11 protein-coding genes and 1 pseudogene are annotated in these 14,828 nt (G+C 71.4%); 8 read left to right on the top strand and 4 right to left on the bottom strand.

The genetic code is table 11. The features are described from left to right. Positions 1–277: 277 nt before the first annotated feature. Entirely contained in the window at positions 278–580 is a 303-nt protein-coding gene (locus tag AB0B85_RS29310) for a hypothetical protein (protein WP_357412259.1), read from the top strand. Positions 581–675: 95 nt separating this feature from the next. Here the strand turns inward: AB0B85_RS29310 and AB0B85_RS29305 are convergent, their stop codons facing one another. From AB0B85_RS29305 to mce, 4 genes are all read right to left on the bottom strand, one after another. Further along, positions 676–2,799 carry a hypothetical protein gene (locus AB0B85_RS29305; RefSeq protein ID WP_357412257.1) on the bottom strand — a complete coding sequence of 708 codons (2,124 nt, stop codon included), beginning with the start codon at positions 2,797–2,799 and terminating at the stop codon, positions 676–678. Positions 2,800–2,976: 177 nt separating this feature from the next. Then, on the bottom strand, positions 2,977–4,236 hold the full coding sequence (locus AB0B85_RS29300) for a DivIVA domain-containing protein (RefSeq protein ID WP_357412255.1): 1,260 nt from the start codon (positions 4,234–4,236) through the stop codon (positions 2,977–2,979). A gap of 304 nt (positions 4,237–4,540) precedes the next feature. After that, positions 4,541–5,896: a crotonyl-CoA carboxylase/reductase gene (ccrA, locus tag AB0B85_RS29295; RefSeq protein ID WP_357412333.1), complete on the bottom strand. Its 1,356-nt coding sequence runs from the start codon at positions 5,894–5,896 to the stop codon at positions 4,541–4,543. Between the two features lie 282 nt (positions 5,897–6,178). Next, positions 6,179–6,655, bottom strand: a complete 477-nt coding sequence (gene mce, locus AB0B85_RS29290) for a methylmalonyl-CoA epimerase (RefSeq protein ID WP_357412253.1) — start codon at positions 6,653–6,655, stop codon at positions 6,179–6,181. A gap of 61 nt (positions 6,656–6,716) precedes the next feature. Between mce and AB0B85_RS29285 the strand changes: the two genes are divergently transcribed. The 7 genes and pseudogenes from AB0B85_RS29285 (at position 6,717) to AB0B85_RS29255 (ending at position 14,670) form a co-directional block, all read left to right on the top strand. Continuing rightward, positions 6,717–7,916 (top strand): acetyl-CoA C-acetyltransferase, encoded by a 1,200-nt coding sequence (locus AB0B85_RS29285; protein ID WP_357412251.1) that lies wholly within the window; start codon positions 6,717–6,719, stop codon positions 7,914–7,916. Further along, the gene (gene meaB, locus AB0B85_RS29280; RefSeq protein ID WP_357412249.1) at positions 7,913–8,917 is read left to right on the top strand and encodes a methylmalonyl Co-A mutase-associated GTPase MeaB; all 1,005 of its coding nucleotides are present in this window, start codon (positions 7,913–7,915) and stop codon (positions 8,915–8,917) included. The genes AB0B85_RS29285 and meaB overlap by 4 nt, the downstream gene beginning before the upstream one ends. A 363-nt stretch (positions 8,918–9,280) precedes the next feature. Further along, positions 9,281–9,682: an Asp23/Gls24 family envelope stress response protein gene (locus AB0B85_RS29275; RefSeq protein WP_357412247.1), complete on the top strand. Its 402-nt coding sequence runs from the start codon at positions 9,281–9,283 to the stop codon at positions 9,680–9,682. Positions 9,683–10,058: 376 nt separating this feature from the next. After that, positions 10,059–10,301 (top strand): annotated as a pseudogene (locus tag AB0B85_RS29270) (hypothetical protein). 94 nt (positions 10,302–10,395) lie between these two features. After that, positions 10,396–12,084, top strand: coding sequence for a methylmalonyl-CoA mutase family protein (locus AB0B85_RS29265; RefSeq protein ID WP_357412245.1), 1,689 nt, complete (start codon positions 10,396–10,398; stop codon positions 12,082–12,084). A 234-nt stretch (positions 12,085–12,318) separates the two neighbouring features. Then, a complete protein-coding gene (locus AB0B85_RS29260) occupies positions 12,319–13,242 on the top strand; it encodes a tetratricopeptide repeat protein (protein WP_357412243.1) in 924 nt (307 codons plus the stop codon). A 66-nt stretch (positions 13,243–13,308) separates the two neighbouring features. Beyond that, positions 13,309–14,670 (top strand): arginase family protein, encoded by a 1,362-nt coding sequence (locus tag AB0B85_RS29255; protein ID WP_357412241.1) that lies wholly within the window; start codon positions 13,309–13,311, stop codon positions 14,668–14,670. Positions 14,671–14,828 lie beyond the last annotated feature (158 nt).

Below are 14,828 nucleotides of genomic sequence, written 5' to 3'. Positions count from 1 at the left end.
CCGTAGCGGTGCCCTCAGCAGACTGTCACCTACCGGGTCGTCCCGGACCACTCCGGTTCCCACCGCGCGGGCCTGCCGTTTCCACAACGGCCCGACCGTGCCTAGTCGAGGAGACAATCTGATGCCCCCGTCTCGCCCCGCCGGCCGGTCGCTGCCCGTCACTGTCGTCGCCGCGTCGCCGCCGTCGACCGGCTGCACACCGTTGGGTCCCCGCTCGGGCGGGAGGGCGCGTACACCGGTGTCGGGGTTGCCCCAGCCGAGGCTCGGGCCGTACCCCGTGTTTCCTCGACCCTGCGGCGCGCGGACGCCGCACACCCCGCTGCGACCCATGTGGTGCTGCCGGGCAGACGGCCTACCGTGGCCCTGCGCGGACGCCCGGCTGCTGCTCAAGGCGGAGTTCGCCACCGATCCGGCGGCGCTGACCATCTACCTCGCCGGGCTCTACCACGAGGCGGCACACGACCTGTACCAGCTCGATCCCTACGCCGGGCCGGCGCCTCGGGAGCTGTTCGAACGTTTCGTGGCGTGGGGGCCGTTCCGTCGCCCGGTCATCGACCCACCACCCGACCAGCAGCCCTGATCCACTCGCCCTTCAGGAAATCGGGGTGTCTGGGTTACCCGGACACCCCGAAGTCACTGATGTCGTGTCGATCATGCGGCTGGCGACGCCGGCCGTCAGTCCTTGTCGATGGTGACCTTGCTGGGCTTGGCGCTGCGCTCGTCGGTGGTGGGCTTGCTGGGCCGCTTACCGTTCTCACCGGTGCTGGTGATCTTGGTCGGCTTGGCGCCCCGGCCGCCCTCGCCCGGAACGGCGGCCACTGTCGGCTCCCCGTCCACCCCGGCGCTCGCCGCACCTCCATCGACTGTGGTCACCGGCTCGGCCACCGGTCGGGTCGTGGACTGCCCGGCGCCCTCGGCCCCGGCGTTCAGCGGCTGACGGGTGTCGGCGGGCTCGGTCTTGACGCCGGTGGCCGCACCCGACCCGGGCGACGTGCCCGCGTCGACGGTGCCCGCGTCGACGGTCGCCGCGCTGGAGACTGTCGCGCCCTCGGCACCGTCGTCGGTGGTGTTCCGGCCCGCACCGTCAGCGGCGGCCGGCGCGGTCGGGCCGTCGACCGGGCCCGCCACGCTCTGCAACCGCAGCTCGGCCATCTGCCGTTGCAGCTCGTCCGACTCCTGCCGAGCCTTCCAGGTCTCCTGTCGCAGGTCGGCGAGCTGCTGCTGGGCCTGGGCGATCTCCAGCATCACCTGGGCGAGCTGCTGTCGACCGGCCGCCGACTCCTGCTGGGTGGCCGCCAGGTGCTGCTGGGTGGTGGCCAGGTGCTGCTGGGTGGTGGCCGCGTACTCCTCGAACTGCCGACGCGACGCCGCGACGTGCTCGTCAGCCTCGCGGCGCTTGGCGCCGGCCTCGGTCTCGGCCCGGCTCAGCAGCTCGGCCGCCTCCGCCTCGGACCGCTGGCGCAGAGCCGCCGCCTCCTGCTCGGCCGCCTGAAGAATCCCGGCCGCGCTCTGCTCGATCTCGTTCTTACGCGTGGAGTAGTCGGTCTCCAGCTCGTTCCTGCGGCTCGTGTACTCGGTTTCCAACTCGTCGCGGCGGGTGGTGTAACCCGCCTCGAACTCCTGCTGACGGCTGGCGAACCCGGACTCCAACTCCTGCTGGCGGGACGTGTGCTGCTTGTCCAGCTCGTCGCGGTGCTTGGCGAACTCCTGCTCGGCAGTGGACCGACGCTGCGCCAACTCCCGGTCGGCAGCCTCCCGACGCGAGTTGACCTCCTGCTCCACACCGGCCCGCCACGCGCCCAGCTCCTGCTGGGTCTGCGCCCGGGTCTGCTGCACGTACGCCTCGGTCTCGGCGCGCATCCGCTGCACGTACGCCTCGGTGTCGGCCCGGCTGCGCTTGGCCGCCTCGGCGGCCTGCGTGGTCAGCCGCTCCGCCTCCTGTTGCGCCTTCGCGCGGGTGGCCCGCCCGGCCATCGACGCATCGTCGATGATCTGCTTTGCCTCCTGCTGCGCCTTGGCGTGACTCGCCCGACCGGCCTCGGTCGCGGTGTCGGTGAGCCGCTTGGCCTCCTGGAGGGCCTTGGCGTGCACCTCCTTGGCGGCCTCGCGCAGGTCGCTGGCCTCCTGCCGGGCGTTCGCCAACGCCTCGCGGGCCGTCTCACGCAGCTTGGCCGACTCCTGTTGGGCCCGAGCGTGGATCTCCTTGGCGTTGTCCCGCAGCTGGGTGGCCTCCTGCTGCGCCTTCGCCAGCGCGTCCTGCGCCGCCTTGCGCAACTGCGCCGACTCGTCCTTGGCGGACCGCAGAGTGGCCTCGGCCTCGGCCCGCCGGGCCGCGCTCTGCCGCTCCTCCTCCGAGCGGCGCGCGGCGAGCGCGATCTCGAAGTCCTTCAGCGCCCGCGCGGCCTGCTCGCGGGCCTCCTCGATGATGTGCTCGGCCGCGGCGCGGCGGGCGTCGATCTCCACATTCGCATCGGCCACCAGCTTGTCGGCCAACTCTTGGGCCTGCGTCACGATCGAGTCGACAAGTGGGCCGAGGTGCCGGAGCGAGGCCGGGTCGACCACGTTCATCTGCTTGCGCACCTGCGTCAGGTCACGCTGGAGCACCTCGACCTGGCCGGCGAGCTTGTGGATCTGTGTATACGCCTGCTCGCGTTCGGCGGCGAGGGTCGCGATCTCGTGCTCGGCACGCGCGACATACCGATCAACCTGTTTCTTCTCGTACCCCCGCAGAGCGGACTCGAAGCTGGGCTCCGTCGTCACGTCCCCGCCGAGAGCGAACAGTTCCTCGCCGTGCGACATGCCCCCATCCTCACACGCAACCGGGCCGGCTGGGGCGATACGGACGCGCCTTGTGCGACCTACTTCACTCCGTTATGAGCGAGGGACACCGACGGTTGGGAAACGCATACGGCGCGAGGTTGCACCGGTTACCCGGTGTCACCTCGCGCCGTCGATGCCCCGACCTGACGCCTCGCGTCAGCCGGCGGTCTCCGCCGGCACCCGATCCTGACCGCCCTCGGTCTTCTTGGCCTCCGGCTTGGCCGCCGGAGCAGCCGCCGGCATCCCCGGCACGATGCCGGCGAGCCCGGAGAGCATCTGGCCCAGCTGCGAGGTGACCGCGTCCTTCTGCCGGGTGAGGTCCTCGACCTCGCGGCGGGCGGCCTGCGTGGTCAGCTCCGCCTCGGTGCGGGCCTCGGAGAGCAGACGCTGCGACTCGGACTTGGCCTCGTTGAGCATCTTCTCGGAGTGCGCCTTGGCCTTGTCCACAGTCTCGGCGGCGTTGCGCTCCGACTCGACCCGGCGAGCCTCGGCGCGCTGCTCGATCTCCTTGGCCCGATCCTGAGCGGCCCGAGCACGCTGCTCGGCCTCGCTCACCATCTTCTGGGTCTGCGCGACCTGGGCGGCGTGCCGCTCGGACTCCTCGCGCTCGGACTTCTCCCGCCGCTCAGCCAGCTGGAGCTCCAGCGCCTGGAGGTCCTTGTCGCGCTTGTCCCGTGCGTCGGTGAGCAGCTTGGTCGCCTCGGCGCGCTTCTCCTCAGCCTCGCGGGCGGCCTTCGCCCGCTGCTGGGTGATCTCCCGCTCGGCGGTGGCCCGGAGGGTGGCGACCTCCCGCTCGACAGTCGACTTCAGCTCGGCGACCTCGTGCGCGGTCACGGTGCGCAGCTGCTTGGTCTCCCGGTCGGCGTCCGCGCGCAGCGTGTCGGCCTCCCGGCGGGCCTGCACCCGGACCTCGGCGGCCTCGCGCTCGGCGGTCGTGCGGAGGTTGCCCGCCTCGCGCTCGGCGCTCGCCTTCATGGCCGCCGCCTCGGCACGTGCCTTGTCGGTGATCTCGCGGGCCTCGAGGCGGGCTGCGGAGAGGATGCCCTCCGCCTCGCGCTTGGCCTCGTTGCGGTGATCGTTGGCCTGCTCCTCGGCGAGCCGGAGGATCTGCTCGACGCGGGTGCCGAGCCCGGAGAGGGTGGGCCGGCTGTTCTCTTCGAGCTGCTTGTTCGTCTCGGTGAGCTTCTGCTCGAGCGCGCCCATGCGCTGCTCGGCCTGGCGGAGTCGACGCTGGGCGTCGTTCATCCGCTGCTCGGCCTCGGCGCGGGCCTGCTCGGACTGGGTAAGCGCGGCGGTCATCCGGCCGAGGAAGTCATCGACCTGGTGGGTGTTGTAACCGCGCAGGCCGACGGTGAAGTCTGGCTGCGAGTTCGCGTTATCGAAGAACGCGAGAGGGGAGGACTGCTGCTGGGGCATTGGGACATACTGGCAGACGCCCCAGGGTGCTTCGCAAGAGCGGTGCGCAGCTTTCGTGGCCTCTTTACATGGTCAACTCCCACCATCGGCGGGGCGGGACCAATCGGCGATCTTGGCAGGTCCCGGGCGGGTCGGACGCCACGCAGCGTGACGCGGAAAAGGGCCCCGGGGTTACCCCGAGGCCCTTTGTTCGATCCGGGTGGGTTTCCCGGTAATGGGAGCGGAAGAACAATGTCGATCGCCGCATTGGTCATCACGCGTTCATCCGTCCGGCTGGTCGGTGCCTCCGGTCCGCCGGTGCCGGTCAGTGCCCCCGGAACCGGTTGATCGCGTCCTCGTGCCGGGCCCGCAGCTCCCAGTCGCGCACGCCCAGGCCGTCGGTGGGCGCGAGGCAACGCACGCCGACCTTGCCCTGGTGGGCGTTGCGGTGCACCTCGTACGCGGCCTGACCGGTCTGCTCGAGTGAGTAGGTGCGGGACACCGTCGGGTGCACCTTGCCGAGCGCGACCAGACGGTTGGCCTGCCACGCCTCGTGATAGTTGGCGAAGTGGCTGCCGACGATCCGCTTGAGGTGCATCCAGAGGTAGCGGTTGTCGTACTGGTGCTGGAAGCCGCTGGTGGAGGCGCAGGTGACGATGGTCCCACCGCGCCGGGCCACGTAGACGCTGGCGCCGAACGTCTCCCGCCCCGGGTGCTCGAAGACGATGTCCGGGTCCTCGCCGGCGGTCAGCTCGCGAATCCGTTCGCCGAAGCGCTTCCACTCGTCCGGGTCCTGGGTCTCCTCGTCCTTCCAGAAGCGGAAACCCTCCGCCGCCCGGTCGATGACCAGCTCCGCGCCCATCCGGCGGCACAGCTCCGCCTTCTCCGGCGAGGAGACGACGCACACCGGGATCGCGCCACCGTTGAGTGCCATCTGGGTGGCGTACCCGCCGAGGCCGCCGGAGGCCCCCCAGATCAAAACCACGTCGCCCTGCTTCATGTTGGCCCCGTGGTGCGAGACGAGCTGCCGGTACGCGGTGGAGTTGACAAGCCCGGGGCTGGCCGCCTCCTCCCAGCTCAGGTGCCGTGGCTTGGGCATCAGCTGGTTGGCCTTGACCACCGCCAGCTCGGCCAGCCCACCGAAGTTGGTCTCGAAGCCCCAGATCCGCTGCTGCGGGTCGAGCATGGTGTCGTCGTGCCCGGCGGCGTCCTCGAGCTCGACGGAGAGGCAGTGCGCCACAACCTCGTCGCCGGGCGCCCACCGGGTCACCCCGGGACCGGTGCGCAGCACCACGCCGGCCGCGTCCGACCCGACGACGTGGTACGGGAGGTCGTGCCGGCGGGTCAGCTCGGAGACCCGGCCGTAGCGCTGGAGGAACTTGAAGGTGGGCAGCGGCTCGAAGATGCTCGTCCACACGGTGTTGTAGTTGATCGCGCTGGCCATCACCGCTACCAACGCCTCGCCCGGCGCCAGCTCCGGCGTCGGCACCTCCTGGACGTGCAACGCCTTGCGGGGGTCCTTGTCCCGGGTGGCCATGCCGTCGAACATCCGGGCCTCCTCGGCGCGGACCACCACGCCTCGGTAACTCTCCGGTACGGGCAGCCCGGCGATGCCGGTGAGTTCGCGGTCCGGATCGCTCGATTCCTCCGCCGCCATGATCGCTTCGAGGATGTCCTGCACGGTGACCTCCGGTTCGTCCGCACCCGCGCGGGCCCGGGTGCTGCCATCGTCGGCGCCGGTAGGGCACGACCGCCATGTCGGCATTCGACACATCCGACCCCGGTCGAGCTCCGGTGGAGGCGGACGTTACTGAACGGTAGCTAGGCCGGGAAGTCCTCTGTGAAAAACTGCATCCGCCGATGCGTGAAGGTGTCCGGCCGCCCCGCCAACCGCGCACTGACGTGCGCGGCCGACGGCTTCGACGGGCGCGGGCTACGTGATGCGGATCTTGCCGGGCGGGCGTCAGTGGGCGGTGGGGGCGGGCTGGACCAGTTCGACGAGGACGCCACCGGCGTCCTTGGGGTGGACGAAGTTGATCCGGCTGTCCGCGGTGCCGCGCCGTGGTGCGTCGTAGAGCAGCCGCATGCCCCGCTCGCGCAGCGCCGCGCAGGCCGCGTCGATGTCCACCACCGTGTACGCGACCTGCTGCACACCCGGCCCGTTGCGGTCCAGGAACTTGGCGATCTTCGACTCCGGGGTGAGTGGGGCGAGCAGTTGCACGCAGCCGCCCTCGGTGGTCGGCCCGACGGCGAGCATCGCCTCCCGGACGCCCTGCTCGGTGTTGGTCTCGACGTGCACGCAGCGCATCCCGAACGTCCGCTGGTAGAAGTCGATCGCGGCGTCCAGGTCGGCCACGGCGATCCCGACGTGGTCGATCTTGCGAAGCCCGATGTCTGTGACGGAGTCGGCACCGGGCTCGGCGGAGGAGTTCTCAGTCATGACGCTAGTCTGGCCGAACAATCGTTAAGGCGTACAGCACGGCACCCCCTCGGAGGCAGGCATGGCTTCGGTGATCGTCAGCGGCGCACGGACCCCGATGGGTCGGCTGCTGGGCAACCTCAAGGACCTCCCGGCCACGAAGCTCGGTGGGATCGCCATCAAGGCCGCGTTGGAGCGCGCCGGGGTCAGCCCCGACCAGGTCCAGTACGTGATCATGGGGCAGGTGCTGCAGGCCGGCGCCGGCCAGATCCCGGCGCGGCAGGCGGCGGTCGAGGCCGGCGTACCGATGTCCGTGCCGGCGCTGACCATCAACAAGGTTTGCCTCTCCGGCCTGGACGCGATCGCCCTGGCCGACCAGCTGATCCGGGCCGGCGAGTTCGACATCGTGGTGGCCGGTGGCATGGAGTCGATGACAAACGCCCCGCACCTGCTGATGGGTCAACGCACCGGCTACAAGTACGGCGACGTGGTGGTCAAGGACCACATGGCGCACGACGGGCTCAGCGACGCCTGGGACTGCTGCTCGATGGGCGAGTCGACCGAGCGGATCGGCACGAAGCACGGCATCACCCGCGAGGAGCAGGACGCCTTCGCCGCCGCCAGCCACCAGCGGGCCGCCGCGGCGCAGAAGAACGGCCACTTCGCCGACGAGATCGCCCCGGTGGTGATCCCGCAGCGCAAGGGTGACCCGCTGGTGATCAGCGAGGACGAGGGCATCCGCCCGAACACCACCGTCGAGTCGCTTGCCAAGCTGCGCCCGGCCTTCGCCAAGGACGGCACCATCACCGCCGGCAGCTCGTCGCCGATCTCCGACGGCGCTGCCGCCGTGCTCGTGATGAGCAAGGCCAAGGCCACCGAGCTGGGCTTGACCTGGCTGGCCGAGATCGGTGCGCACGGCAACGTGGCGGGCCCGGACAACTCCCTGCACTCGCAGCCGTCAAACGCGATCAACCACGCCCTGAAGAAGGGTGGCCTGAGCGTCGCCGACCTGGACCTCATCGAGATCAACGAGGCGTTCGCCCAGGTCGGCATCCAGTCCACCCGGGACCTCGGGATCAGCCCCGACAAGGTCAACGTCAACGGCGGCGCGATCGCGCTGGGCCACCCGATCGGCATGTCCGGCGCGCGGCTGGTCCTCACCCTCGCCCTGGAGCTGAAGCGGCGTGGCGGCGGCACCGGCGCGGCGGCCCTCTGCGGCGGCGGCGGTCAGGGCGACGCGCTGATCATCCACGTGCCGGGCAAGGTTGTGTCGGACCGGTGAGCGAGGCGGCCGAGCAGGTCCCGTCGGCGGGCACCACGTCGGTGCGCCGCTCCCGGGACGTACCGATGCTTGTCGAGCGGGCCCGCGCGGGTGACCCCCGCGCGGTGGCTCGGCTGATCACGCTTGTGGAGAACGGCGACCCGCTGCTGCCGGCGGTCGCCGCCGCGCTGGCGCCGTACGCCGGGCAGGCCCAGGTGGTCGGGTTGACCGGCTCGCCCGGGGTGGGCAAGTCGACAACCACCAACGAGCTGGTCCGCGCGCTGCGGGCGCAGGGGCACCGGGTCGGCGTGCTGGCGGTCGACCCGTCCAGCCCGTTCACCGGCGGGGCGATCCTCGGCGACCGGGTGCGGATGCAGGACCACGCCACCGACCCGGGCGTCTACATCCGGTCCATGTCCAGCCGGGGCCACCTCGGCGGGTTGGCCGCTGCGACGCCGCAGGCGGTCCGGGTGCTGGAGGGCGCCGGCTGTGACGTGGTGCTTGTGGAGACCGTCGGCGTCGGGCAGGCCGAGGTCGAGGTCGCCTCGCTTGCCGACACCACGTTGGTGCTGCTCGCGCCCGGGATGGGCGACGCGATCCAGGCGGTCAAGGCCGGCATCCTGGAGATCGCTGACGTCTTCGTGGTCAACAAGGCCGACCGGGACGGCGTCGACGCCACCGTCCGCGACATCCAGGGCATGATCGCCCTCGGTGAGCGTGGGCCGGGGCAGTGGCGACCGCAGGTGGTCCGCTCGGTAGCCGCCCGGGGCGAGGGCATCGACGACATCGCCGCCGCCATCGACAAGCACCGCGGCTGGCTGGTCGAGCACGGCGAGCTGCGCCGCCGCCAGGAGGCGCGGGCCGCCGCCGAGATCGAGGCCATCGCGCTCGGCATCCTCCGCGCCCGGATCGGCTCCCTGCGCGACGGTACGGAGCTGAGCACGCTCGCCGCCTCCGTCGCTGCCGGTGGCCTCGACCCGTACGCGGCGGCGGACACCCTGCTCGCCCAACTCGCCCGCTGAACAGGAAGGCGGCGCTTCACTGGGAGCGGTGCAGCGGGCCTCATGCAGCGAGATCGCGTAGCTCGTAGACCTGGACCGCCTCGGTGAGGCAGTGCCCGGCGCTCGCTTTCGGGTGATCATGAAGTTGTAGCGCCGACACGCCGACATCGGTGGTAATAACCTCATGATCGATCAACCGAGGGCACCGGCCGCTCCCGGCGGCGCCTAACACCTGCACTCATCGAGCGCTTGAGATTGATCGTCAGGGAGTTGGCGGCTCTACTTGCGACCGCGGGCCCCCGTCGCTGCGTCCAGATCGGTACGCTCGCACCCGCCCGACGGTGTTCGGGCTGGGCGGTGACGCGGCGAGCAGGGGAGCGGGACGTGAACCACGAGGCGACGCAGGAGTTGGGCGCGGTGTCGGTTCCAGCAGGCGGTACGACGCACGTCTCCGACGAGGTTATCGAGAAGATCGCGGTCGCGGCGGCTCGCGCAGTGCCCGGGGTGGCGGAGTTGGGCGGGGACGTGGCCCGATTCTTCAACTCGGTGCTCGACCGGGTCGGGTTGGATCAGGTGGGCGACGCCCGGCGGGGTTGCTCGGCCCACGTGACCGGCGACGCGGCAGTGGTCAACCTGGTGCTCGTCATCGACGCCGGCCAGCCGGTGCCCCAGGTCACCAGCGAGGTACGGGCACGGGTGACCGAGGCCGTCGAGGCGTACGGGCTGCGGGTCGACGAGGTCAACATCCGGGTCGACGACGTGGCGATGGGCGGCCCGGCCGCCTGACCGCGCGTCGAGACAGTGACGACCCGGCCGTCAGCCCTGGCCCGGCCGGGTCAACCTCGACCTCGTCGCCGGGTAGCACCTTCACCTCGCCCGTCGCGTCCCGGACCTCGAGGATCGGCACGCCATCGTCGAGCTGCATCGCTCGCCGCTCGATGCCGCTCGGCATCCGGGCGATGACCGAACTGACCGAACTGCCGGCGGCGAGTTCGACAGTGGTGCGCCGCGGGGTCTCACTAACCCTGGTGCTCTGGCCCCGGCTGGTGGTGACCAGGTCCTCAGAACGCAGAAGTGAGACCGCCATACGTACCGCGTCGCGGCCGATGCTGTGCTCCTGAGCCATCCGCGCCTCACTGGCCAGGGTCGATCCTGCCGGGAGATCTTCGTCATCCACCTGCCGGTGGTCGCTACCGACCTGGGCGGCGCGGTACGGCTGGCCCGGGTGGTGGCGCGGTGGGCCGACGTACTCGCCCAGGCCGAACCCGGTGAGACCACCGTCTCGGCCGAGGACGCCTAGTGCGTACGCCATCGGGTCTTCTGCGACCTGCGGCTCGACGGCGGCCGGCGCTGCCTGCTGCGGGCCGACCACGACGGCCCGTGCGCCAGGCGGTGGCTCCGGTGACGGTTACCCGTCGGTACGACGGGACTTAGCGATCGTTCAGGTATGGGCCCTACACTCGACCTGCCAGTCGAGGACCCGAGGAGGAGCCCTGCTCATGGACGCCGACGAGATCGACGCCGGACGGGCGCGTTGGCAGGCCCGCTACGACGCCGCCCGCAAGCGCGACGCTGACTTCACCACGCTCTCCGGGATGCCGGTCGAGCCGGTCTACGGACCGCCCGAGGGCAGCGCGTACCCGGGCTTCGAGCGGATCGGCTGGCCGGGCGAGTACCCGTACACCCGGGGCCTCTATCCGACCGGTTACCGGGGGCGGACCTGGACGATCCGGCAGTTCGCCGGCTTCGGCAACGCCCAGCAGACGAACGAGCGCTACAAGATGATCCTCGGCGCCGGCGGCGGCGGCCTCTCGGTCGCGTTCGACATGCCGACGCTGATGGGCCGCGACTCGGACGACCCGCAGGCACTCGGCGAGGTCGGCCACTGCGGTGTCGCGATCGACAGCGCCACCGACATGCAGGCGCTCTTCGACGGCATCGACCTGGCCGACGTCACCACCTCGATGACCATCTCCGGCCCGGCGGTGCCGGTGTTCTGCATGTACCTGGTCGCCGCCGAACGGCAGGGCGCCGACCTGTCCAAGCTGGACGGCACCCTGCAGACGGACATCTTCAAGGAGTACATCGCGCAGAAGGAGTGGCTCTTCGACCCCGAGCCGCACCTGCGCCTGATCGGCGACCTGATGGAATACTGCGCCGCCGAGATCCCGCGCTACAAGCCGCTGTCGGTCTCCGGCTACCACATCCGCGAGGCCGGCTCGACCGCCGCGCAGGAGCTTGCGTACACCCTGGCCGACGGTTTCGGGTACGTCGAGCTGGGCCTCTCCCGCGGCCTGGACGTGAACGTCTTCGCGCCGGGGCTGAGCTTCTTCTTCGACTCGCACCTCGACTTCTTCGAGGAGATCGCCAAGTTCCGCGCCGCCCGCCGGATCTGGGCCCGTTGGCTGCGCGACGTCTACGGCGCTACCAGCGAGAAGGCACTCTGGCTGCGGTTCCACACGCAGACCGCCGGGGTGTCGCTCACCGCGCAGCAGCCGGTGAACAACGTCGTACGTACCGCCGTCGAGGCCCTCGCGGCAGTGCTCGGCGGCACCAACTCGCTGCACACCAACGCGCTCGACGAGACCCTGGCGCTACCCACCGACGAGTCCGCCGAGATCGCCCTGCGTACCCAGCAGGTGCTGATGGAGGAGACCGGCGTCGTCAACGTCGCCGACCCGCTCGGCGGCTCCTGGTACGTCGAGGCGCTGACCGACAAGATCGAGGCCGAGGCGGAGGAGATCTTCGCCCGGATCCGGCAGCTCGGCGGCGACGGGCCGCACCAGATCGGCCCGATGACCTCCGGCATCCTGCGCGGCATCGAGGACGGCTGGTTCACCGGGCACATCGCCGAGTCGGCCTTCGTCTACCAGCAGGCCCTCGAAAAGGGCGACAAGAAGATCGTCGGGGTCAACTGCCACACCGGCACCGTCGCCAAGGAGTTGGAGATCCTGCGCATCTCGCACGAGGTGGAGCTGGAGCAGCGCCGGGTGCTGGCCGCGCGCAAGGGCGCCCGGGACGAGGCGGCGGTCCGGACGGCGGTGGCCAGGATGGTCGACGCCAGCCGCACCGACGAGAACATGATCCCCGCGATGCTCGACGCCGTTCGCGCCGAGGCAACCCTCGGCGAGATCTGCGACGCCCTGCGCGCCGAATGGGGCACCCACCGCGAACCCGCCCGCTTCTGACCACCCCACCCCCGCGTTTCCCCCCGCCCCGCAACCCCCGCGAATCGTGCACCTGCGGTCCCGGCGAACGGCCTGAAAGCCGCGTCCCGCCGGGCCGGAAGTGCACGATCGCGAGGTTGCGGCGTGGGGTGCCGGGCGGGGGTGTCGGGCGGGGTGGAAGGGCAGGGTGAGAGTTGCAACGTCGGGGTTGTGGGTGACCTGAGAACGGCGGGTCACGTGCGAGACTAGGTAACCATGAGCGACCCACGGATCACCTCGTCGATCTTCACCCGCGGCGCGGTCGACCTCAGCACGCTGCGTGGCCCCGCACCAGCCAGTTCCCGCCCCGGCACGCCCCCGCAGGGCGGCCCGTCCAACGGCACCCCCGGCGCCCCCGCCGCCGGCGGAAGCACCGCCATCGTCGACGTCACCGAAGCGACAATCCAGTCCGAGGTGCTCGAACGGTCGATGGCCATGCCCGTCGTCGTGTTCTTCGGCGCGGCCGGCTTCCCGGAGAGCGACGAGTTCGCCCCGGTCCTGGAGCAGTTGAACGCCGAGGGCGGCGGCACCTGGGTGCTGGCCCGGGTAGACGTGCAGGAAAATCCGCGCATCGCCCAGATGTTCCGGGTCCAGGGCATCCCCATGGTCTACGCGGTCGTCGGCGGGCAGCCGGTCGACGCCTTCTCCGGTGTGGTGCCCGAGCCGCAGCTGCGCCAGTGGCTCCAGGCCGTGCTCAAGGCCGGCGGCGTGACAGTCGCCGAACCGGAGGACCCCCGCCTCGACGAGGCGGACGACGCGCTGATGAGCGGTGACCTGGACGCCGCCGAGCAGGCGTACAAGAAGATCCTCGCCGACGCTCCGGCGGACGCTGCGGCGACGGCCGGGCTGGCCCAGGTCGGGGTGGCCCGCCGGGTGGCCGGCGCGGACCCCGCCGCCGCGCTGGCCGCCGCCGAGAGTGCCCCCGACGACGTGGCCGCGCAACTGCTGGCCGCCGACATCGAGGTGCTCAGCGGCCTGGCCGAGCAGGCGTACGCCCGGCTCGTCGGTCTGGTCCGGCGCACCGCCGGAGAGGACCGGGAGACCGCCCGCCAGCACCTGGTCTCGCTCTTCTCCATCGCCGGCCCCGACGATCCGGCGGTCGCCTCGGCCCGCCGGGCCCTGGCCAGCGCCCTGTTCTGAGTTCGAAGCACGCCAGCGCGGGCCGGCGTTCCGGCCGGCCCGCCCGACAAACGAGGACGGGAGCTCATGATGCGCCGGATCGCCGTCCTCGACGCGCCGACAAATCTCGGTCTGCGGCCACCGACGTCCACGTCGGTCCCGGGTTGCGCCAAGGCACCCGGCGCGCTGCGCGACCACGAACTGCTGGCCCGGCTCCGCGCCCGCGACGCGGGCTGCGTCACCCCGGCCCGGTACGACCCGGGTGACTGGCGGCCCGGCGACGGGGTGTGCCACGCCCGGGAGATCGCCGACTACTCGCTCGCCCTCGCCGAACGGATCGGCTCGATCATCGACCGGGGTGAGTTCCCGGTGGTGCTGGGCGGCGACTGCTCAGTGCTGCTCGGCTCGGCGCTTGCCATGCACCGCCTCGGTGAGGCAGTCGGCGGCCGGATCGGGCTGGTCTTCGTCGACGGGCACTCCGACTTCCGGCACCCCGGCAACGCCTCCTACGTGGGAGCGGCAGCCGGGGAGGACCTGGCCCTCGTCACCGGTCGCGGCCAGGCCGACCTGGCCGCGATCGAGGGTCGCCGGCCGTACTTCCGCGACATCGACGTGGTGGTGCTCGGCATCCGAGCCCAGGACGAATACCGGCTCGACCTGCAGGCCGCGGGGATCACCACCCGACCGGTGCCGGCGCTCCGCGCCGAAGGCGCCGCCCGGACGGCGCAGTGGGCGCACGAGCAACTCGCCGACTGCGCGGGCTACTGGGTGCACATCGACGTGGACGTGCTCGACCCCGCGGTGATGCCCGCCGTCGACGCCCCCGACCCCGGTGGGATCGCCTTCGCCGAGCTGGAGATCCTGCTCGCCGGCCTGGTCGACACCCCGCACTGCCTCGGCGTGGAGCTGACCGTCTTCGACCCCGACTACGACCCGGACGGCTCGTACGCGGCCGAGATCGTCAACACTGTCGTGGCCGGTCTGGCCCCGGTGACCGCCCCGGAGGCCGTGCCGCCCCGGCTGCTGTCGTCCCGGCCGACCCCCAACCCCCGGCGCGCCGCCCCCACCGAGCGGGTGGAGAGGTCCAGTGGCGTGGAGCGGTCCGGTGGTGTGGGGCGGCTCGACGGTGTGGAGGGGCTTGCGCAGCGGCGGGATGGGCGTGGCGCTGCGAGGCTTGCCGGCGTCGACAGCCCCGGTGCCGAAATGGCCGATGCCGACGGCACCCGCGCGGTCGAGGCGGAGCAGTCGGGTGTGCCCGGACCTGCCTACGTCGAGCCGTCGGGGGCGGCGGCCGTGATCCCGGTTGCGACCGAGCGCGAACCGGTCGGCCCGCCCGCTTCGGCCGGCCCGGGTCTGCTCCGGCGAAACTCGCCGCCCGCCCAGGACTCTTCCGGCCCGAACTCAGCCCGGGAAAAGGGAGCAGATCTCCACAAAGCCGACACCGCCTGACCCGCTCGCGACCGCTGGCTGCTGATCGACTCGCGTTCAATGAAAATCGCGGTGTCCGATCGCCTTGGGCTCAAGTGGTTGTTGCAACGGGGTGGATTCTCGTCAGGATGAGGGGTCATGCCGGGGCAGAGGTTGTCGTCCGTTGAGCGGGCGCAGAT

Source organism: Micromonospora sp. NPDC049044 (assembly GCF_040649215.1).
GTDB lineage: Bacteria > Actinomycetota > Actinomycetes > Mycobacteriales > Micromonosporaceae > Micromonospora.
The sequence above is the reverse complement of the archived record's forward strand: the minus strand, read 5'-3'. Positions and strand labels throughout refer to the sequence as shown.

Coding starts and splice junctions, on each gene's coding strand:
- AB0B85_RS29260 (WP_357412243.1), top strand. CDS start 12,319: ATGAGCGACCCACGGATCACCTCGTCGATCTTCACCCGCGGCGCGGTC.
- AB0B85_RS29285 (WP_357412251.1), top strand. CDS start 6,717: ATGGCTTCGGTGATCGTCAGCGGCGCACGGACCCCGATGGGTCGGCTG.
- AB0B85_RS29265 (WP_357412245.1), top strand. CDS start 10,396: ATGGACGCCGACGAGATCGACGCCGGACGGGCGCGTTGGCAGGCCCGC.
- AB0B85_RS29255 (WP_357412241.1), top strand. CDS start 13,309: ATGATGCGCCGGATCGCCGTCCTCGACGCGCCGACAAATCTCGGTCTG.
- AB0B85_RS29300 (WP_357412255.1), bottom strand. CDS start 4,236: ATGCCCCAGCAGCAGTCCTCCCCTCTCGCGTTCTTCGATAACGCGAAC.
- AB0B85_RS29305 (WP_357412257.1), bottom strand. CDS start 2,799: ATGTCGCACGGCGAGGAACTGTTCGCTCTCGGCGGGGACGTGACGACG.
- mce (WP_357412253.1), bottom strand. CDS start 6,655: ATGACTGAGAACTCCTCCGCCGAGCCCGGTGCCGACTCCGTCACAGAC.